Origin of the sequence: Akkermansia sp. BCRC 18949 (genome assembly GCF_045011645.1) — a bacterium.
Classification (GTDB): domain Bacteria; phylum Verrucomicrobiota; class Verrucomicrobiia; order Verrucomicrobiales; family Akkermansiaceae; genus Akkermansia; species Akkermansia massiliensis.
Genome location: NZ_CP123619.1, coordinates 763,006 through 782,167 on the forward strand (window position 1 = coordinate 763,006; position 19,162 = coordinate 782,167).

At 58.9% G+C, this 19,162-nt stretch carries 17 protein-coding genes and 1 pseudogene; 9 read left to right on the forward strand and 9 right to left on the reverse strand.

Going from position 1 to position 19,162, the window contains the following annotated elements:
* Positions 1-2 precede the first annotated feature (2 nt).
* From der to P8A25_RS03140, 9 genes are all read right to left on the reverse strand, one after another.
* Positions 3-1,397 (reverse strand): ribosome biogenesis GTPase Der, encoded by a 1,395-nt coding sequence (gene der / locus P8A25_RS03100; RefSeq protein WP_215442488.1) that lies wholly within the window; start codon positions 1,395-1,397, stop codon positions 3-5.
* Positions 1,398-1,472: 75 nt separating this feature from the next.
* Entirely contained in the window at positions 1,473-2,564 is a 1,092-nt protein-coding gene (locus tag P8A25_RS03105) for an LptF/LptG family permease (RefSeq protein WP_022397772.1), read from the reverse strand.
* 151 nt (positions 2,565-2,715) lie between these two features.
* Positions 2,716-3,252 (reverse strand): DNA repair protein RecO, encoded by a 537-nt coding sequence (locus tag P8A25_RS03110; RefSeq protein ID WP_022397773.1) that lies wholly within the window; start codon positions 3,250-3,252, stop codon positions 2,716-2,718.
* Complete coding sequence (locus P8A25_RS03115; RefSeq protein ID WP_215442490.1) at positions 3,252-4,025, reverse strand: tetratricopeptide repeat protein; 774 nt, start codon at positions 4,023-4,025, stop codon at positions 3,252-3,254. Before P8A25_RS03115 ends, P8A25_RS03110 begins: the two co-directional genes overlap by 1 nt.
* A 7-nt stretch (positions 4,026-4,032) precedes the next feature.
* The gene (dxs, locus tag P8A25_RS03120; RefSeq protein ID WP_215442491.1) at positions 4,033-5,919 is read right to left on the reverse strand and encodes a 1-deoxy-D-xylulose-5-phosphate synthase; all 1,887 of its coding nucleotides are present in this window, start codon (positions 5,917-5,919) and stop codon (positions 4,033-4,035) included.
* Positions 5,900-6,160, reverse strand: coding sequence for an exodeoxyribonuclease VII small subunit (xseB, locus tag P8A25_RS03125; protein WP_022397776.1), 261 nt, complete (start codon positions 6,158-6,160; stop codon positions 5,900-5,902). The genes dxs and xseB overlap by 20 nt, the downstream gene beginning before the upstream one ends.
* A gap of 8 nt (positions 6,161-6,168) precedes the next feature.
* Positions 6,169-8,052 carry a hypothetical protein gene (locus P8A25_RS03130; RefSeq protein ID WP_404838759.1) on the reverse strand — a complete coding sequence of 628 codons (1,884 nt, stop codon included), beginning with the start codon at positions 8,050-8,052 and terminating at the stop codon, positions 6,169-6,171.
* The gene (locus P8A25_RS03135) at positions 8,049-9,452 is read right to left on the reverse strand and encodes a sigma-54 dependent transcriptional regulator (protein WP_215442498.1); all 1,404 of its coding nucleotides are present in this window, start codon (positions 9,450-9,452) and stop codon (positions 8,049-8,051) included. Before P8A25_RS03135 ends, P8A25_RS03130 begins: the two co-directional genes overlap by 4 nt.
* Positions 9,449-10,600 (reverse strand): sensor histidine kinase, encoded by a 1,152-nt coding sequence (locus P8A25_RS03140; protein ID WP_404838760.1) that lies wholly within the window; start codon positions 10,598-10,600, stop codon positions 9,449-9,451. Before P8A25_RS03140 ends, P8A25_RS03135 begins: the two co-directional genes overlap by 4 nt.
* A 126-nt stretch (positions 10,601-10,726) precedes the next feature.
* On the opposite strand from P8A25_RS03140, the gene P8A25_RS03145 reads away from it, so the two are divergent.
* The 9 genes and pseudogenes from P8A25_RS03145 to rplD all read left to right on the forward strand — a co-directional run bounded on the left by P8A25_RS03145 (position 10,727) and on the right by rplD (position 19,157).
* Entirely contained in the window at positions 10,727-11,158 is a 432-nt protein-coding gene (locus P8A25_RS03145) for a thioesterase family protein (RefSeq protein ID WP_215442502.1), read from the forward strand.
* A 5-nt stretch (positions 11,159-11,163) separates the two neighbouring features.
* Positions 11,164-12,708 carry a 2,3-bisphosphoglycerate-independent phosphoglycerate mutase gene (gene gpmI, locus P8A25_RS03150; protein WP_215442504.1) on the forward strand — a complete coding sequence of 515 codons (1,545 nt, stop codon included), beginning with the start codon at positions 11,164-11,166 and terminating at the stop codon, positions 12,706-12,708.
* A gap of 412 nt (positions 12,709-13,120) precedes the next feature.
* Positions 13,121-14,199 (forward strand): annotated as a pseudogene (locus P8A25_RS03155) (acyltransferase family protein).
* A gap of 185 nt (positions 14,200-14,384) precedes the next feature.
* Entirely contained in the window at positions 14,385-14,768 is a 384-nt protein-coding gene (rpsL, locus tag P8A25_RS03160) for a 30S ribosomal protein S12 (RefSeq protein ID WP_102721861.1), read from the forward strand.
* A 27-nt stretch (positions 14,769-14,795) separates the two neighbouring features.
* Entirely contained in the window at positions 14,796-15,269 is a 474-nt protein-coding gene (gene rpsG, locus P8A25_RS03165; protein ID WP_012419364.1) for a 30S ribosomal protein S7, read from the forward strand.
* A gap of 63 nt (positions 15,270-15,332) precedes the next feature.
* Complete coding sequence (gene fusA / locus P8A25_RS03170) at positions 15,333-17,480, forward strand: elongation factor G (RefSeq protein ID WP_022397786.1); 2,148 nt, start codon at positions 15,333-15,335, stop codon at positions 17,478-17,480.
* Positions 17,481-17,517: 37 nt separating this feature from the next.
* Positions 17,518-17,826 (forward strand): 30S ribosomal protein S10, encoded by a 309-nt coding sequence (gene rpsJ / locus P8A25_RS03175; protein ID WP_022397787.1) that lies wholly within the window; start codon positions 17,518-17,520, stop codon positions 17,824-17,826.
* A gap of 45 nt (positions 17,827-17,871) precedes the next feature.
* Positions 17,872-18,507, forward strand: a complete 636-nt coding sequence (gene rplC / locus P8A25_RS03180) for a 50S ribosomal protein L3 (RefSeq protein WP_022397788.1) — start codon at positions 17,872-17,874, stop codon at positions 18,505-18,507.
* A gap of 41 nt (positions 18,508-18,548) precedes the next feature.
* Positions 18,549-19,157, forward strand: coding sequence for a 50S ribosomal protein L4 (gene rplD / locus P8A25_RS03185; protein ID WP_022397789.1), 609 nt, complete (start codon positions 18,549-18,551; stop codon positions 19,155-19,157).
* Positions 19,158-19,162: the final 5 nt, after the last annotated feature.

A 19,162-nucleotide genomic window follows, 5' to 3' on the forward strand; every position in this document is an offset into this window, starting at 1 on the left:
TGTCAGTCATTGCGCACGCGCGAGCGGGCGGAAAAGATGACCGGGATGCCGGGAGCGGGGTAGGCTTCCCTGATTTTGTTGCGCAGGTACTGGGAGTAGCTGTCCGTGAGTAGGTTCTTGTCATTGACGAAGAGGACGTAGCGCGGGACGGGAATGGTGTTGTACTTGGGATCCACCGCCGTGGTGACGTAGTAGATTTTCAGTCTTCTGGTGGAGCCGCTGGCGGTGCCGGGAGGGTTCATCTGCTGGGCAAGCTGGATGAGGCGGTTGAGCTGTCCGGTGGTGGGCAGGTTACGGGATTCCCGGCGGATGCGCGTGATGACCTTGAAGATGATTTCCACGCCCTCCGCTTTTTTTGCGGAGGTGGCGATGAAGGGCGCATAGTTGATGAAGAAGAGTTCCCTGCGCACCTGTTCCTCCACTTCCGCCATGCGGTCCTTGCGCGGGGCATTCGGGTGGAAGAGGTCGAATTTGTTCACGATGATGATGCAGGGTTTCCCTTCCTCCGCAATGATGCCGGCGATACGGCGGTCCTGCTGCGTGATGCCTGCCGCAATGTCAATGACCAGCAGGCAGATGTCCGCCCGGCGGATGGCTTTTTCACTGCGCATGGCGGAGAACACTTCCACGGAGGTGTCCCGCCGGGAGCGCGGGCGCATGCCGGCGGTGTCGATCAGCACGTAGGGCTGGCCGTCGTGCAGGTAGGGGACGTCAATGGCGTCGCGGGTGGTGCCCGCCACGTCGGAAACGATGGTGCGCTTGTCCCGGAGGATGGCGTTGACCAGGGAGGATTTGCCCGCGTTGGGGCGTCCAACGACGGCCACCTTGATGGGGGGGGCGGCGTCCTCCCCGTCTTCCGGTTCTTCCTCCAGTTCTTCTTTCAGCGGGGCGCCCTCCTGTTTGAGGAAGTCGTCCAGCCGGGAGGCGAGTTCGGAGAAGCCCCTGCCGTGGGCGGCGGAGAGAAAGATATGGTCGTCAAAGCCCAGTCCGGCGAATTCTCCCAGGTTCAGATCCTGCTTTTCATGGTCCGCCTTGTTGAGCAGGAGGATGACGGGAACGTCCGACTTGCGGAGGTGGTCTGCAATGCTCTGGTCAATGGGGGTGAGGTGGTCCCGGCAGTCCAGCACGAAGAGGATGAGGTCCGCCGTTTTCATGGCTATGTCCGCCTCTGCCGCCACCTGTTCCGCAAAGCCGTCGGTCAGGCGCGCGCCGATGCCGCCCGTGTCCATGATTTTACAGGCGCGGTCCGTAATCTTGCAGGGGGCGGAGAGCCGGTCGCGAGTGACGCCGGGTTCATCATGCACGATGGCGATGCGCCTTCCGGCCATTCTGTTGAAGATGGCGGATTTCCCGACATTGGGCCTGCCTACGATGGCGATGGTGGGGACGTGCTGCATGCGCGCCATGTTACCCGAAGGGCCGGAGCTGTGAAAGCTAATTCCGCGCCAACGGCGGGCGCTTCCGCCGGGGGCTTATCCCTTGTGCCTGGCCTGATTGTGAAGGTACAGCGCCACGGCGATCGTGATGACGTTGGGAAGCCATAGCAGGATGTAGGGGAGCATCGTGTCGCTTTTCCGGGACAGGTCCGCAAAGATCAGGGCCACAAAGTAGAGGGAGGCGATCAGGATGCCCAGGGCAAATCCCGTGGAGGTGTCTTTTCTGCGGGTGTTGATGGCCAGGGGCACGCCAATGAGGGCAAAGACGATGCAGGCCAGGGAGAAGGAGGCGCGCCTGGGCAGTTCCGTGGCGAATTCCGTGGTCTGTTTTTTATCCAGATAGCCGGGCGTGTTCAGGGCTTCCCTGATTTCCCGGTTGGTGAAGCGGTTGGCCTTGATGCGCCGGGAGCGGGATTTGTCCAGGTTGATGCTCAGGGGCATTTCATCCATGGTCACGCTTTGGGAGATGGAGTCCTTTTCCTGCGTGGTGATGAGCGGATTGATGAGGTGCAGGTAAAGGGTTTTTTTCTCGGGAGAGAAGTCCATGGTCACGCGTTCCGAGTGCATGGCCACGGCGGGGGATTTGTCGTCCGCCTTCTGATAGATGTGCATGCCGTGGATGACGTCGTCCACGCGCTTGTCAATGTAGATTTCCAGATTATCGAATTTGGTGATGGCCTGTCCTTCATTGAGAAGCCCCTTCGGGTTGATGGAGGCGGCCTTGATGAGCAGTTCGGAAATGGATTGCTTGGCGCGGGGCGCGATGTCTATGTTGATCCAGTAGCAGAGGCCGGAGAGGGCGATGCCGATGGCGATGGCGGGGGCGCTCAGACGCCACAGGCTCATGCCGGACATGCGCATGGAGGTGAGTTCGTTGTCCGAGGCCAGGCGTCCGTATACCAGCAGCACGGCCGTCAGGAATCCCCATGGAATGGAGAACATCAGCGAGAAGGGTATTACCTGGAAGATGAATTCCAGAACGATGCTGATGGGCGCCTTGTTTTCCACCAGAAGGGGGCGCAGTTCCTTGAACAGGTTGCCCAGGAGCAGCAGGGCGCTCAGGGCCATCACCCCCAGGGCCGTAACACCCAGCAGCTGGCGGGCAATGTATCTGTCAAAGATCTTCATGCAGTAAAACCGTGCCGGAGATTTTGCCCGAAGGCCGCGGACAAGTCAATCACGCGCACGGAACAATCCGTATCCTTCCCCGGAGGGAAGGAGGAGTTGGATGGGAGGATGAAAGTCCGTGCGGCTGGTGAAAAAGGATGCGGCATGTTGTTCAGTTTTCTTTTTGTTCCAGGCTGCCGAGCAGTTTTTCCCGCTGCGGGGGAAGCTTGCCGAAGTGGGATTTCAGAATGACGTGCGCCGGAATGCCGGGATGCGCGATGCCATGCAGCCGCGCGAGTTCCTGTTCAAAGTGCAGGACGGCGCGGAGGGTGGGGTCGTTGTTTTCCAGATAGGCGTATGCCCGTTGCAGGAGGTCGTAGAATTCCGGGATGGGCGTGTCCGGCTCCAGCATTTGGAGAAACAGGCGCGCGAAGTAGCCTGCCGCGCTGAGCCGGAGGTAGCTTTTCCGGAGGGGCAGGCGGGGGGAGAGCAGGTCTGCGGAAGTCAGGGAGTGCAGGTCTCCCGTTTTTGCCTGCGTCCACTGCATGCGGCACTGGTAGAAGAGGTCCAGGCGCCCGGCAAAGGGGCTGTTGGGCTTTCTGGCGCTTTTGGCCGCCGTTCTGATGATGCCTTCCTCCGTGCACCAGACGACAATCAGGCCGTTCTCTCCCAGGGGATAGAGCTTCAGGACCGTCGCTTCCGCATTCATCAGCGGCGTTTTTCCAGCCCTGTTTTAGCCGGTTGTTCCGTTGGGACGGTCTGCCCGTAGGGGGAGGGCAGGATGCCGGCTTCCGTCATGGCGTCCGTAAAGGCCTGGATGGCGCTGGTGCCTCCGTGGATGCGGATGGCGGAAAGGAGCTGTTCCTGGGCGGCGTCCTTGTCTCCTCCCATGAATTTGATGATGGCCTGGGTGCAGTAGTAGTACGGCGTGTCGTCCATCGGGCCGTACAGGTTTTCCAGTTCCTTGGCCAGGGGCCGGTTGTCCAGCTTGCGGGCGCAGATATAGCGCTTGAATTGCAGCAGGGGAGTCATGCCGGGATTGTCCTTGAAGGGGGGCAGAAGCTCCGTGAAGGCTTTCAGCGCCCTGGCATAGTCATGATTGACGTAGTGCGCTTCCGCCAGGTTGAACTGAATGGTGAGGTTGGAGGGATCCAGCTTCTGGGCCTTTTCAAAGTTTTCCAGGGCCTTTTCAATGTTGCGGATTTCAATGTAGCATGCGCCGCGGAGATTGTATAAGCCCGGGTTTCCTGCATAAAGCTTTTCCAGCTCCGTCAGGGAGAAGAGGCATTCCATGGTTCTCTTCTGCGCAAAGAGCTGTTCCGCCTTGCGGAATTGGTCAATGTAGCTTTTTCTGGTTGCTTCCGGCAGGCTGTTGAATTCCTGAATCCACGCCGGGGACGGGGGGGCCGGCGGTGTTTGCTGCGCGGAGGCGGGGAGAAGGGCAAGCGTCAGGGCTGCCAGTAGGAAGGTGCATGCTTTCATGGATGGGTCAGGAATTCAGGTGGGGAATGATTTTTTGTAGCGCGGCTTCCGCCGTGAGTCCATATTTTTTTCTGAGGATGGGTTCCGAACCGTGTTCGATGAACTGGTCCGGCCATGCGATGGCTTCCACGGGCGTGGTGACGCCTCCGGCTTCCAGGGATTCAAGCACGGCGGAGTTGAAGCCGCCGCTGATGGAATGGTCTTCAAAGGTGCAGACCACCCGGCTGGAGGCCGCATGCCGGCGGATGCATTCGTCATCCAAAGGCTTGATGAAGCGGGCGTTGATGAGGGTGATCGTGTGGCCCTGCGCTTCCAGCAGCGCTGCCGTCTCCCGGGCGATGCCGATCATGGTGCCCAGGGAAACGAGGGTCACGTCCTTCCCCGTCTGGAGCACTTCCGCCTTGCCGATGGGGAGGATTTCCGGCGTGGAGGGAAGGGGGACCCCGGCGCCGCAGCCCCGGGGATAGCGGATGACGGTGGGGCCGTTCTGGTAATGGTTCATGGTCCGGAGCATGTGGACGAATTCCGCTTCATCCTTGGGTTGCATGAAGACGATGTTCGGGATGCTGCGGATCATGGCGATGTCAAACAGGCCGTGATGCGTGGGGCCGTCGTCCGGGGAGAGCCCGGCGCGGTCCATGCAGAAGCGCACGGGCAGCTTTTGGAGCGCGGCGTCATGCTGGATCATGTCAATGCAGCGCTGCATGAAGGTGGAGTAAATGGCGATGTAGGGCTTCATGCCTTCCGCCGCCAGCCCGCACGCAAAGAGGGCTCCGTGTTCTTCCGCAATGCCTACGTCAAAGTAGCGCTTGGGGAAGGCTTCCTTGAACAGGTCCAGCTTGGTGCCGCTGGCCATGGCGGCCGTGATGGCCGTGACGGATTCGTCTTCGTGCGCCATTTCCACCAGCGTGGAACCGAAGATGTGGGAGAAGGTGGGGGTGGCGGTTGCCTGCGTTTCGCCGTCCCGCACGCAGTAGGAGCCCAGGCCGTGGAATTTGGTGGGGTTGTCCAGTGCGGGCTGGTAGCCTTTTCCCTTCTGGGTGACCACGTGCAGGATAACGGGTTCGTTGAGGTCCTTGATGTAGGAAAGGGTGCGGATGAGGGTGGGGATGTCGTGCCCGTCCAGGGGGCCGAAGTAGCGCAGGCCGAATTTATTGAAGAGCAGGGAGGGGAAGATGAGGTTCTTGGTGGTGCCTTCCAGCTTGAAGGCGAAGTCCCTGGCCTGCGTGCCCCCCAGCTTTTCAATGAAGGAGGCCGTCTTGTCCCTCAGCCAGGAGAAGGTTTCCGAGGTTTGCAGGGAGTTGAAGTATTTTGCCAGCGCGCCCACGTTTTTATCAATGGCCCATTCATTGTCGTTCAGAATGGTGATGTAGCGCTTGGTGGTCTGGCTGATGTTGTTCAGCGCCTCCAGGGTGGTGCCGCAGGTGAATGCCGCATCCCCGGCTACGGCCACTACATGGTAGTCCTCCCCTTTCAGGTCCCTGGCCGCGCACATGCCCAGGGCGGCGGAAAGCGCCGTGCCCGCGTGGCCTGCGCCGTAGGCGTCATGGGGGGATTCCGACATTTTGGCAAAGCCGGAGAGCCCTTCATGCTGGCGGATGGTGTGAATCAGCGGCGCGCGCCCCGTGAGCATTTTATGGACGTAGGCCTGGTGGGAAACGTCAAAGATGATTTTGTCCCGCGGTGTTTCAAAGACGCGGTGAAGGGCAATGCTCAGTTCCACCACGCCCAGGTTGGGGCCCAGATGGCCGCCGGTGAGGGAAAGGGAGTGGATGAGGGTGTTCCGGATTTCTTCCGCGAGCCGGGGCAGTTCCGACTCAGGGATTTTCATCAGGTCTGCATGGCTGCGGATGCTTGCCAGCAGCTCCGGAAGTTCAGGTAAGGGAGAATTCATTGCTGTCTGGTTCATCGGGATCCGTTCCATCCTGGACGGTCTCCGGGTTGCTGAGGGTTTGGATGCGCAGTTCCGCATCATGAAGGATGCCGCGGCAGTGGCGGATGAGCTTGTTGCCTTCTTCCACCAGGGCTATCATGTCTTCCAGTTCGGTGACGGGGGCTTCCGTCAAGCGTATGATTTCTTCCAGGCGGGCTACGGATTCTTCAAATCCGGGAGCGTTTTTCCGTTGTTTGGCCATATGGGGAATTAAGGTTGAGGGGTGGAAGCGGTTTCCTGAAGGTCTTTGTAAAGAATCATGTCCGCTCCCTGGATGAATTGGCGGGAGTCCGGCGTCCCAAAGCGTTGCGACAAGGGGTAGAGCGCACGGCTGTGGTCAAAGAGGTATACGGGATTCCTGTCCTTCGTCTGAAGCAGGACGGTGCCTTCCAGAACGAGGGGGGTGAATTCCCCGTAGGAGGCGGCAATGGTGCGGAGGTCCGCGTTGAGCGTGGATGAGGGAGTCACCAGGATGCTGCCCACCTTGCCGCCGTGGGATTTCAGAATGCGTTCCAGCACCATGAATTGCTCCACCATTTTGGGGAGTCCGATGGCTTTCCTGTCTGCGTACCAGCCGACGGCGGACGGCTGGTCCGTGAGGATGAAATCCTTTTCCGACGTCTGGGCGCGAAGGTCCCGGTTGAGGCCCGGGGGGAAATAAGGGGGCCATGCCGGAATGCCGCGGCTGGCCGTCAGGATGCCCACCCGCACCATCTGGGGAAGGCTGAGCAGAAGGGGGAGGGAAGTGATGAGCAGGGCGAGCAGCAGGACGCCGCCCCGCAGGATGGGGACTACCTCCTTGTTGGAGTGCCGTGCGATCAGGTTGAGGACGAAGGCCGTGCCGTAGGCCGTGAAGAAGGGGGCGAAGAGGATTTGAATCTGTCCCAGGGAAATACCGGATTTGTTGGAGGTGTAAAGGGCCATGCCGATGACGGCGGGCACCCACATGGCGAAGACGCCCCATTTGGCCTGGTTGACTTCCGGCCTTCTGAATTTGTGCAGGAGGGCCAGCAGGAACACCATGGCCAGGGGAAGGTTCCCGAGGTTTTCGTAAAGGAGGTCGCCCTGCGTCAGGATGTTGTTGACGATGGAGGTGACGGCTTTCTGGGCGGCGATGGGAATGTCCCCGGCGGCCAGGGAGTTCATCGCGATTTCTTCATTGCCGGTCAGCCCCGTGAAGATGGTGTAATAGGCCGTTCCGAAGAAGCCTCCGCTGAGGGAGCGGTTGATGTAAACGGGGTAGGCCAGGAGGAGGAACAGGATCACAAGTCCCGGAATGCAGTACAGGCCGTGAGGCTTGAAGCGGATGCCCACGAAAATCAGAAAGCCGGCCATGGGCCACAGGCCGATCCAGCCGGCGAGGCAGACGCATGAAAAACAGATGGAGCTGTAAATGAGCGGCATCAGGAATTTACGCTTCTCCTCCCTGTTTTGCAGGGCCGTGTACAGGAAATGGATGCCCCAGGCAAAGAAGAAGAGCATCATCATCTGCGGGAGGCCGCTGGTGGCGTATTGCAGGAAGAGGTTGCTGAGAATCATCGTCAGGCAGGTGAAGCTGGCGATGGTGACGTCAAACATTTGGTGGAGGATGTAATAGCAGCTCAGGACAGACAGGATGAAGAACATGCAGGAAATGCCCGCCACGATGCGGTCCGGCAGGTAGATCATGGAGCTGCCCGTCATGCTCCAGAGGTCAAACTTGTGGACGCCGGCCACCTTGAAGACGGCGGCTTCCACCAGGATGTTCAGAGGGGCGTTGCGTGTGTCCCGGAGGGCGTAGGGGTTGAATTTTTCCGGATTGACGAGGGATTCCCCCTGTCCCGCCAGAATGGTTTCCTGTTCGCGGATCTGGGCGTCGGAAAGAAAGGGGTTGAGGCCGGCGCGGGTGCTCCCGGAGACCATCTGGATGGGTCTCAGCCAGTTGGTGGCCATCCCCTGTCCCCTGGCCACGTTCCGGGCGATCTGGGCCTGGTCCATGGCGGCGCTGGCGGTCAGTCCGTTAAAATTGAAAAAGTACTGCACACCCGTAATCGCCAGCAGCAGGATGAGGATGATGATAAACGGTGTGCGGGATGCCGTGGTGGGCGCATTCATGAAGGTTGAATATCTTGTAATTTGCGTTGAAGGGTGCGGCGGCTGATACCCAGAAGGTGGGCTGCCGCCGTTCTGTTGCCGTTTGACCGGGCCAGCGCTTGTTGGATGGCATTCCGCTCCAGCAAGGATAAATTCAAAACCCCTGCCGGGACAAGCCCATTCTGTGTGCTGGGGGCATTGTCCTCCAATTGTTCCTGCGCCATGCTCCCCGGGGCGGCCGGCTGCTGCTGCGCGTGCAGCCGGGGTGGGAGATGGGAGAGTTCTATGCTGGCGGAGTTGCTCATGACGACGCCGTGCTCCATGGCTGTGCGCAGCTCCCGCACGTTTCCGGGCCAGGAGTAGTTCCGTACGGCGTCAAGGGCGTCCCGGGAAAGGGGTTTGAATTCCTTGTTGTTCTCCCGGGCGAATTCTTTCAGGAAGGCGGTGGCGAGCAGGGGCACGTCCTCCCGCCGGTCCCGGAGGGGGGGCATCTGGATGTGGACCACGTTGAGGCGGAAATAGAGGTCTTCCCGGAATTTGCCCTCCTGGACGAGTTTCTTCAGTGATTTGTTGGTGGCGGCAATAATGCGCACATTCACCGGAATGGGCGTGTTGGAGCCTACGCGTTCAATGGTCCGTTCGGACAGCACCCTCAGCAGGCGGACCTGCGTTCCGGCGTCTATTTCCCCGATTTCATCCAGGAAGATGGTGCCGCCGTCCGCCTGTTCAAAGCGGCCGATGCGGCGCTGCCCGGCTCCGGTGAAGGAGCCTTTTTCATGGCCGAACAGCTCGCTTTCCAATAACTGGGGGGAAAGGGCCGCGCAGTTGACGGCCACGAATTTATTCTCCGGCCTGCCGGAAAGGGAATGGATGGCCTGGGCCACCAGTTCCTTCCCGGTTCCGCTTTCCCCTTCAATCAGCACCGTCGTCTTGCTGGGCGCCACCTGGCGGATGATGGAGAACACGTGTTCCATGGCGGCGGACCGTCCGAGCAGTTTTTGCAGGCCGGAGTCCGCCTGGATGCGGGTGGTGAGCTCCTGGTTGGCCGTCTCCAGATTCCGGGTATGGAGCGCCCTTTTGAGCACCAGCTCCACGGCATCCAGGTTCAGGGGCTTTGTGACGAAGTCGTACGCGCCCTGTTTCATGGCTTCCACGGCGGCGTCCACGGATCCGTAGGCGGTCATCATGATGCTCTGGGGGGGATGGGGCAGAGAAGCCGCGGCTTTCAGCACGTCCATGCCGCTTTCCCCGCCCAGCCGCAGGTCCGTCAGGACCAGGTCCGGGGATTCCTCCCGCAGGAGAGTGACGGCCTGGGAAAGATTGGCGGCGGTGTACACTTCGTAATCGTCCTGAAAGCCCATGCGCAGGGCGTCGCGCGTGGGTTTTTCATCATCTACGATCAGCAGAACGGGCATCTTCATGACGGGATGGAGGAGGGCAGGAGCCTGATGGTGCGTTCCACGCGCGGCAGGAAGACCGTGATGGTGGTTCCCTGCCCCGGCTGGCTGGCCAGGGTGATGGAGCCGCCGTGTTCCTTCACGATGCGGCGCACGATGAGCAGGCCCAGGCCGGAGCCGGTGGATTTGGTGGTCAGGAAAGGTTCGTAAATGCTGCCCATGACTTCCGGGGAAATGCCGCAGCCGGTATCCGCCACGGTGACGAACACGCTGTCATCCGTATAACCGCTTTTAACCAGAATGGTGCCTCCCTCCGGCGGGATGGACTGGTAGGCGTTTTTGATCAGGTTGTAGAAGACCTGCTTGATCTGGACGGGGTCCAGGCTGAGGATGGGGAGGCTGGGCTGGAGGTCCGTGTTGATCTGGATGCCGCGCTGGCGGATTTCCGGCTCCAGCAGTTTCAGGACTTCCATGATGATGGTTTCAATGTTGTGGGGTTCCCGGATGGGCTTGGTGGGGCGGATGGCCTGGAGGAATTGTTTCAGAATGACGTCCAGCCGCGTGGTTTCGCTCTCTGCCGTTTTCAGCAGTTCTTCCATGTCCGGCCGGTACTCCGCGGGCAGTTGTTTTGCCTTCCGGGCCAGGAGCTGGAGATGAAGGCCGATGGAGTTGAGGGGGTTGCCTATTTCATGGGCCACCCCCGCGGCCAGCAGCGTGAGGGCGTTCAGGCGTTCCGCCTCGATGTTCTCCGCGTTTTTCTTCTGCCGGGGCGTTTCATCCCGTATCAGGATCAGATGGCCCTGGCTCCTGCCGCCGATGGGGGAGATGAAAATGTTCAGGAATTTGTGCTCCGGATAAAAAATCTCCACGTCCCGGGAAACGGCGGTCCGGCTCTGCTGGATGGTGTCCCAGGTGCAGTCCCTGCCCAGGAAGATGCAGAAGTCTTCCGGCGTGATCTGGCCGCGTTCCTTGTCAAGGAGCTTGAGGGCGGCCTGGTTGACAAACAGGATTTTTCCCTTGCTGTCCAGCAGGATCAGGCCTTCCTGAATGGCTTCAAACACCTGCTGGGAAAAACCCTGCTGTTCCGCCAGCTTTACAAAGAAACGCTGGAGGTCCTCTTCCTTGATATGGTCAATGCGGCCGATCAGCTTATCGATGGTGTCTTTCTTCATGGCGGCGTTTCCGTCCGGGCTCGCCCCTATATATAAAGAGAGGGATGTCACAAATCAAGCTGATGTGACATATTGTCACGCATTTGCGGCTGGACATGCTTCCGGGAAAGGAGGCAGGATGAAGGCATGCCTGAAGAACTTCCCTGCATCCCCTTTGTCAGAACGCGCCAGGTAGCCTTTCACGATACGGACGCCTCCGGCGTGGCTCATTTCACCCGGCTGCTGTGCCTGATAGAGGAGGTGGAGCACGAGTACCTGCGTTCCCGGGGGCTGGAGGTTCTTTCCCCCGATTGCGGCTGGCCCCGCGTGCATGTGGAGGTGGATTACGCCAGTTCCGCCGGTCTGGGCGACTGGTTGAGCATTGAATTGAGCCTGGGAGCGGTGGGAACCAGTTCGCTGGAATGGAAGTTTGCGGTGTTCCATTCGGAGCATCCGGTCATGAGTGGAAGGTATGTAGTTGTCCGCGTGGGGAAGGGGGGGAAACCGCAGGCTATTTCAGAGTCGGAGAAGGAATGCCTGATTTCAGGCTTTTCAAAAGGAGGGGATGCCTGTAAATAAGGCCCATGTCTTCTAAAAAGCCTGTCGTTCTTGTCATTCGCGACGGCTGGGGCCGCAATCCGTTGGGGCCTGATGTCGCGAAAGAGTACGGTGACGCCACTGTTCTGGCTGATACCCCCTTTACTGATTACCTCCTGGCCAACTATCCCCACAGCCTGCTGGGCGCTTCCGGGGAGGACGTGGGCCTTCCGGACGGGCAGATGGGCAACTCCGAAGTGGGGCACCTGAACCTGGGCGCTGGCCGCGTGGTTTTCCAGGATCTTTGCCGGGTGGACAACGCCATCAAGGACGGTTCCATGGGTGAAAATGCCGTGCTGAAGACCGCTTTTTCCCAGGCCGCCGGCTCCCGCCTGCACCTGCTCGGCCTGGTGAGCGACGGCGGCGTGCACAGCCATATCAACCATTTGGTAGGCATCGTCAAATACGCCTATGAAGCGGGCGTGCGCGACATCTGCATCCATGCCATCACGGACGGCCGTGACTGTTCCCCCACCAGCGGGGCCGGATTCATGCGCCAACTGGAAGAAGCCATCAAGCCTTACGGCGCGAAAATCGCCACGGTTATCGGCCGCTTCTATGCGATGGACCGCGACAAGCGCTGGGACCGCAACAAGCTGGCATGGGACGCCATCGTGCTGGGCCGCGGCGAACAGTGCACCTGTTCCCCCTCCGAATATGTGGAACAGTGCTACGCCAAGGGCGAGACGGATGAATTCCTGAAGCCCGGCATTTTTGCCTACGGCAACGAACAGCGCGTGCGCGATAATGACGTGGTGTTTTTCTTCAACTTCCGTGCGGACCGCGCCCGCCAGATGAGCGATGCCTTCCTGTATCCCGGGTTTGACGGCTTTGACCGTGAAGTGACGCCCAGGGTTCATTATGTGACGCTGACGGAGTACGATGCCAAGTATCCCTCCCCCATCGTTTTTGAACAGGAGCAGCTGGACAACATTTTCGGACAGATTGTGTCGGAAGCCGGGAAGACTCAGCTCCGCATTGCGGAAACGGAAAAATACGCCCACGTCACTTTCTTCTTTAACGGAGGCGTGGAAACGCAGTTCCCCGGCGAGGACCGCATTCTGGTTCCCTCCCCCCGTGAAGTGGCCACTTATGACCTCAAGCCCCAGATGAGCGCGGAGGAAGTGGCGGACAGGTTTGTGGACGCCGTGGACAAGTACGACGTGGTGATCATGAATTTTGCCAATGGGGACATGGTGGGCCATACCGGATTTGTAGAAGCCGGAGTCGCCGCCTGCGAAGCGGTGGACAGCGCCCTGGAAAAGTGCGTGAAGAAGGTGCTGGCCCTGGGCGGCAAGCTGCTCATCACCGCGGACCATGGCAATGCCGAACACATGCGCAATGAGGACGGCTCCCCGAACACGGCCCATACCACCAATCTTGTGGACCTCATTTACGTGGCGGACGACAAGGACCAGGTCAACCTCTCCAACGGCATTCTGGCGGACGTGGCCCCCACCCTGCTGAACCTGATGGGGCTGAAACAGCCTGCCGAAATGTCCGGGCATTCCCTGGTGACGCCGAAAAAATAACGGTTCCCGCAGTTGATCTTTGGAATCCGTTTCCGGCTTGCGTGGCTGGAAACGGATTTTTTTGTCCCCGTGTTGCCCTGAAGACGCCGGAAAAGGATGCGGATAAGCAATCCGTGGTCAAGCGGTGTTTCCAAGGGAGAAAAACTTGCGATGACTCCCCCTTGCCTATCGGAGGCCGTTTGCATGGAAAGGGAAAACCTTCGGAAATGCGCGCCCGGACGGGGTGCGGCGCAAGCCTCTCCGGCATCTCAATTTGAAAGGGAACGTTAGCGAACCCTCCTCCTTAAAGCCGGTACGTCCTGGCGGACGTTTGCATTTCAGTTCCACAAAGGACTGCTCCGCTCCCCGTGGACAGGGAAATGCTTCCCCTTCTTCAGTCTGTAACGGATTGCTTATCCGTTGGCTTCCGGATATGCTGCCTGTCAGGAATTATGGATTGGATCTGCTGAGAATTTTGTTGTGCCTGACGGTTGTCTTTTTCCATTACAGCGGGGGATGGAATTGCGGAGGGAGCGTGGCTGTGGATGGCTTTTTTGTCTTGAGCGGTTTTCTGGCCGTTCGATCCGCCGGAGGTTTCACACAAGGAAGCATCGGGGAATATTGCCGGAAAAAGGCTGGCTCCTGCTGCCGGTGCTGTTGATTGCCTGGACTGCCGGTTTTGCCGTTTTTCTTGTTGAAGGCCAGCAGGCGACGGCGTGGGCCGGAGTCAGGCTGCTGATAGCCGCGCCGACACTTGCGATGTGGAAGATGATGGGGAATGCGGCGGTCTGGTTCATCGTCTGCATCATGGCCTTTCTGGCGCTGTTTCCGTGGCTTTACCGTTATTACGGGAAAAGGCCGTTCCTGTGGCTTCTGGCGGCAAGCATTCTTTTTGCTGCGTTCCGGAGCGGCACCATGATAGACTACGGCAGGCTGTATTATCAGGTGAGTTTCCGCCTGTGGCAGTTTTTGCTGGGGATGTGGTGTGCGTCCTGGAATATGGAACGGTGGAAGAGTCCATGGCGATGGTTTTGGATTGGAGCAGGCGCGGCGTGGCTGCTGGCTTCTTCCGCCGCCAGCCATGAAGGAATCGGAGCCCTGAACTATTCATTCCCGGGGTACGTTGTTTCTTCCGTCATCTTTGCCCTGTGCATTGTCTCCCTGTGGAGCGTCCGCCTGCCGTCCCTGCCTGCCCTCCTCCTGAAATGGGTGGGGATTGGCGCGGGAATGACTTACGCCCTTTTTCTGTTCCACATGCCGGTGATGCGGGGCATGGCCGAAGTATTCCGCATGCTGCGGGAACATGCGGGAATGAAGTGGCGGGTGGATGGCCCCCCAGCTTTATTCTGGGGAATCGCCTTGTGTGTTTCCCTGGTTATCGCCTATTTCGTCTATCAGCATGTGGAGGTCCGCCAGGTGGGGAAGAGGCTGAAAAAGGCGCCGGCAACCCGGAATGAAGCTTGGGAAAGAGCAGGGGAAAATGGCACGGATGAAATATTTAGGAAAAGATGAATAAAAGACTTGTCATGATATAAAATCACGTTATATTGGCCGTCCCCAAACGCGCCGAAAGGCGCAAGAAATACGTTTTCTATCGGGTTTGCCTCCGGAAAAAAGGCGCGCTTCCTGCTTACTGAAAGGGATGTTCGCCTTGAATATCGGACCAGACCGACGAACCACAACCAAAGCAGGAAAACATGCCGACCATTAATCAGCTCGTCCGCAAGGGACGTATTACTCCGGAAGAGAAGTCCAAGTCACGCGCTCTTCATAGCTGCCCGCAACGCCGCGGTGTTTGTCTCCAGGTAATGACCCGTACGCCCAAGAAGCCGAACTCGGCTCTTCGTAAAGTGGCTAAAGTCCGTCTTACCAATGGTGAAGAAGTGATCGCCTACATCGGCGGTGAAGGTCACAACCTCCAGGAACACTCTATCGTGCTCGTTCGCGGCGGTCGTGTGAAGGACTTGCCGGGTGTTCGCTACCATATCGTCCGCGGGGCTCTTGACTGCCTCGGTGTTGACAAGCGCCGCCAGGGCCGCTCCAAGTATGGCGCCAAGCGCCCGAAGGTTGCCGCCAAGTAAACATTAACATCTTACCTACTATATATTATGGCCCGCCGTAAACGCGTCTATAGAAAAATCGAACGTCGTGACCCCCGTTACGACAGCGCTCTTGTTGGCAAACTGATCAGCAAGGTTATGCTGGATGGCAAGCGCTCCCTTGCGGAACGCATTGTTTATGCCGCCATCGACATGGCTAACGAAGGCACGGACAGCATTGATCCCCTGGAAGTGATCACCCGCGCCATTGAAAATGCCAAGCCCCGTGTGGAAGTGAAGAGCCGCCGCGTAGGTGGCGCCACCTACCAGGTGCCTCTGGAAGTGGACCCGGCCCGTTCCGAATCTCTGGCCATGCGCTGGATTGTGAACTACGCCCGCAACCGCAAGGGCGTGCCGATGCACAAGGCTCTTGCCAACGAAATCAAGGAAGCCGCCAACAACCAGGGTTCCTCTGTCCGCAAGCGCGACGACGTTCACAAGATGGCCCAGGCCAACCGCGCCTTTGCCCACTTCCGCTGGTAATCCCTTCAGCGACTGTCAGCCGAACCATTCACTTTCGATCATTACAGATACTTTCCAGACACTATGTCCGATCACGTAAACAATCCCAATCGCAAGGCTCCCCTTGAGCGCTACCGCAACATCGGTATCTCCGCTCACATTGACGCCGGCAAAACTACTTTGTCCGAGCGTATTCTTTTCTACACCGGCATGATCCACAAGATCGGTGAAACCCACGACGGTTCCACCACTACCGACTGGATGGAGCAGGAACGCGAACGCGGTATCACCATTACCTCCGCTGCCGTTACCACCAACTGGAAGCAGGTGAAAAATGAAGGTATCAGCAAAATGTTCGAAGGCGAAAACTTCCAGCTGAACATTATTGACACCCCCGGGCACGTTGACTTCACCGCTGAAGTGGAACGTTCCCTCCGCGTGCTTGACGGCGCCATCGTGGTATTCTGCGGTGTGGCCGGCGTGCAGCCCCAGACGGAAACCGTATGGCGCCAGGCCACCAAGTACAGCGTTCCCCGCATGTGCTTCGTGAACAAGATGGACCGTACCGGCGCCAACTTCAACAACGTGCTGGACGACATCCACAACAAGCTGGGTGCGAACGCCGCCGCCATTCTGATCCCCATCGGCGCTGAAGACCAGCTCCGCGGCCAGATTGACGTGGTGAACCAGAAGGCTGTCATGTATGCCGACAACGACCGTCTGGGCTCCACCTACACGGTTGAGGAAATCCCCGCTGAACTCAAGGAAGAAGCCGAACTGGCCTACCATGAACTGGTGAGCCGCGTGGCCGACGTGGACGACGAACTTGCTGAAAAGGTTCTCATGGAAGAACCCTTCACCCCCAAGGAACTCAAGGAAGCCATCCGCCGCGCCACCATCACCAACAAGTTCATCCCCGTTGCCGGTGGTTCCGCCTTCAAGAACAAGGGCGTCCAGTTCCTGCTTGACGCCGTGGTGGATTACCTCCCCTCTCCGGTGGAAACCGTTCCCGCCCACGCTGAAAGCACGCTGGATGCGGAAGAAACCTTCAAGATTACCGCTACGGACGACGCCAAGCCCATGGTTCTGGCATTCAAGCTCTGGGCTGACAAGTTCGTCGGCAAGCTGGTGTTCATCCGCGTGTACGCCGGCGTCCTCAAGAAGGGTGACACCGTGTACAACCCCCGCACCCGCAAGACGGAACGCGTGGGCCGCATCATCCAGATCCAGGCTGACCAGCACACGGACATTGACGCCGTATACTCCGGCGACATCGCCGCCATCGTGGGCCTGCGTAACGTGACCACGGGCGACACCATCACCAGCCCGGACAACGATGTCTGCCTGGAACCCCCCACCTTCCCGGAAACCGTTATTTCCATGGCCGTGGAACCCAAGACCAAGGCCGACCAGGAAAAAATGTCCAACGCTCTGGGCCGCCTGTCTGAAGAAGACCCGACCTTCCGCGTGAAGACCGACGAAGAAACCGGACAAACCCTGATCTCCGGCATGGGTGAACTTCACCTGGAAATCATCATTGACCGCCTGATGCGCGAATTCAAGGTGGAAGCCGACATCGGCAAGCCCCAGATCGCCTACCGCGAAACCATCACTGCCCCCGCCCATGGCGACGGCAAGCTGGTCAAGCAGTCCGGCGGCCGTGGCCAGTACGGCCACGTGGTGATTGACGTGAAGCCGAACGAACGCGGCAAGGGCCTCACCATCGAAAACAAGATCGTGGGCGGCGCCATTCCGAAGGAATACATGAACGCCGTCTATGCCGGCCTCAATGAAGCCATGACCACGGGCGTTATCGCCGGTTATCCGGTGGTGGACGTGCACGTTGAAGTGGTGGACGGTTCCTACCACGAAGTGGACTCCAACGAAAACGCATTCAAGATGGCCGCCATCTTCGCCATGAAGGACGCCTTCAAGAAGGCCAAGCCCATCATGCTGGAACCCATCATGTCCGTTGAAGCTTCCACGCCGACCGACTACCAGGGCGACATCATGGGTGACCTGAACCGCCGCCGCGGCCAGATCAGCAACATGGAAAACAAGGCCAACGCCTGCATCCTGAAGGCCATGGTTCCCTTGTCCGAAATGTTCGGTTATTCCACCGCCATCCGTACCCTTTCCAGTGGCCGCGCCTCCTACTCCATGGAGCCCTCCCACTTTGAACAGGTGCCTCAGAACCTCGTTGACCAGATCGTCACCGAGAAGGCTAAATAAACAAACCTTTGAAGTATAACCAATAGACCGCACGTCCATGCAAAGTCCAAAAATCCGCATTCGACTCCGCGCATTTGACTCCCGCGCCATCGACCGCTCCTCCCAGGAGATCGTTGAAACCGCCAAGCGCACCGGAGCCAAAGTTCACGGCCCGATCCCGTTGCCGACCCGCATTGAAAAATTCTCCGTGAACCGTTCCGTTCACGTCAACAAGAAGTCGGCTGAACAATTTGAAATCCGCACCCACAAGCGCCTGCTCGACATCGTCGACCCGACCGCCCGCACGATTGATGAGCTCAAGAAGCTCAATCTCCCGGCCGGTGTGGACATCACGATCCGCATCTAGTTTGGTACCCGGATAAGTAATTAAAAAACAGAAAGACACACTACAATGGCTCTAGGACTTATCGGAAAAAAGGTCGGTATGACCCGTCTGTTTGACCAGGAATCCGGCGCTATGGTGCCCGTGACCGTCATTGACGTAAAGGGCAACACCTTCGCCCAGATCAAAACGGAAGACAAGGATGGCTACAACGCCATTCAGGTTGCCTTTGATGCGCAGAAGGAAAGCCGCGTGGCCAAGCCTCAGGCCGGCCACTTCAAGAAACTGGGCATCCAGCCCACCAAGCTCCTCAAGGAATTCCGCGTGGAAGCTTCCGAACTGCCTGCTGAAGGTGCTGAAGATCCCGGCGTGGACCTCTTTTCCGCCGGCCAGTGGGTTGACGTGATCGGCACTTCCAAGGGGAAGGGCTTCCAGGGCGCGATGCGCCGCCACAACTTCCACGGCTCTCCCGCCGCCCACGGTTCCATGATGCACCGCCGTACCGGTGGTGTGGGTGGCTGTTCCACCCCCGGCCGCGTCTGGAAGAACCAGAAGATGCCCGGACAGATGGGCAATGCCAAGCGCACGGTACAGAACCTGAAGGTTGTGGCCGTACGTCCGGAAGACAACGTCATTCTTATCTCCGGCGCCGTTCCCGGTGCACGCGGTTCCTACCTCGTGATCCGCCCCGCCAAGAAGAAGTAAGGCTTTAGTTAACCTCACATTGATTATAGGAAAACCTATCTATGTCCGCAAATACCTTTACATTAGAAGCCGCCGCTGCCGCCAACATCCAGCTTGTAGGCAGTGACAAGGGCTCCCAGGCCGTGCATGACCTCATCGTGGCCTACCAGGCGAACCGCCGCACCGGTTCCGCCAACTCCAAGACCCGCGCTGAAGTCAGCGGCAACAACAAGAAGATCTTCCGCCAGAAGGGCACCGGTAATGCCCGTCACGGCGACAAGCGCGCTCCCATCTTTGTGGGCGGCGGCGTGGTCTTCGGTCCCCGCCCCTGCGACTACACCAAGAAGGTGAACAAGAGCACCCGCCGCCTGGCCCTGCGCCGCGTGCTGGGCGATCTGATCGCCGCTTCCAAGGTCAGCACCGTTGCCGAATTCTCCGTGGCCGACGGCAAGACCAAGTCCTTCATCAAGGCCGTCAAGGATCTGACGGACGCCAGGAAGGTGCTCATCGTAGCCGCTTCCTTTGACGATTCCACCTATCTTGCCGGCCGCAACGTTCAGGAAGTTCTCCTGATGACCGCCGCAGAAGTGAACATTGAACAGCTCATGAACGCTGATGCAGTGATCCTCGTTGACAACGCTTTAGAAACCCTCGCCAGCCGTACTGCTTAAGAAGC

What these genes read in the sequence shown, in the direction of transcription:
- der (WP_215442488.1), bottom strand. Translation starts at nt 1,397, where the DNA reads ATGCAGCACGTCCCCACCATCGCCATCGTAGGCAGGCCCAATGTCGGG.
- rpsJ (WP_022397787.1), top strand. Translation starts at nt 17,518, where the DNA reads ATGCAAAGTCCAAAAATCCGCATTCGACTCCGCGCATTTGACTCCCGC.
- P8A25_RS03140 (WP_404838760.1), bottom strand. Translation starts at nt 10,600, where the DNA reads ATGAAGAAAGACACCATCGATAAGCTGATCGGCCGCATTGACCATATC.
- P8A25_RS03130 (WP_404838759.1), bottom strand. Translation starts at nt 8,052, where the DNA reads ATGAATGCGCCCACCACGGCATCCCGCACACCGTTTATCATCATCCTC.
- rpsG (WP_012419364.1), top strand. Translation starts at nt 14,796, where the DNA reads ATGGCCCGCCGTAAACGCGTCTATAGAAAAATCGAACGTCGTGACCCC.
- rplC (WP_022397788.1), top strand. Translation starts at nt 17,872, where the DNA reads ATGGCTCTAGGACTTATCGGAAAAAAGGTCGGTATGACCCGTCTGTTT.
- P8A25_RS03105 (WP_022397772.1), bottom strand. Translation starts at nt 2,564, where the DNA reads ATGAAGATCTTTGACAGATACATTGCCCGCCAGCTGCTGGGTGTTACG.
- P8A25_RS03110 (WP_022397773.1), bottom strand. Translation starts at nt 3,252, where the DNA reads ATGAATGCGGAAGCGACGGTCCTGAAGCTCTATCCCCTGGGAGAGAAC.
- P8A25_RS03145 (WP_215442502.1), top strand. Translation starts at nt 10,727, where the DNA reads ATGCCTGAAGAACTTCCCTGCATCCCCTTTGTCAGAACGCGCCAGGTA.
- dxs (WP_215442491.1), bottom strand. Translation starts at nt 5,919, where the DNA reads ATGAATTCTCCCTTACCTGAACTTCCGGAGCTGCTGGCAAGCATCCGC.
- P8A25_RS03135 (WP_215442498.1), bottom strand. Translation starts at nt 9,452, where the DNA reads ATGAAGATGCCCGTTCTGCTGATCGTAGATGATGAAAAACCCACGCGC.
- xseB (WP_022397776.1), bottom strand. Translation starts at nt 6,160, where the DNA reads ATGGCCAAACAACGGAAAAACGCTCCCGGATTTGAAGAATCCGTAGCC.
- gpmI (WP_215442504.1), top strand. Translation starts at nt 11,164, where the DNA reads ATGTCTTCTAAAAAGCCTGTCGTTCTTGTCATTCGCGACGGCTGGGGC.
- rpsL (WP_102721861.1), top strand. Translation starts at nt 14,385, where the DNA reads ATGCCGACCATTAATCAGCTCGTCCGCAAGGGACGTATTACTCCGGAA.
- rplD (WP_022397789.1), top strand. Translation starts at nt 18,549, where the DNA reads ATGTCCGCAAATACCTTTACATTAGAAGCCGCCGCTGCCGCCAACATC.
- fusA (WP_022397786.1), top strand. Translation starts at nt 15,333, where the DNA reads ATGTCCGATCACGTAAACAATCCCAATCGCAAGGCTCCCCTTGAGCGC.
- P8A25_RS03115 (WP_215442490.1), bottom strand. Translation starts at nt 4,025, where the DNA reads ATGAAAGCATGCACCTTCCTACTGGCAGCCCTGACGCTTGCCCTTCTC.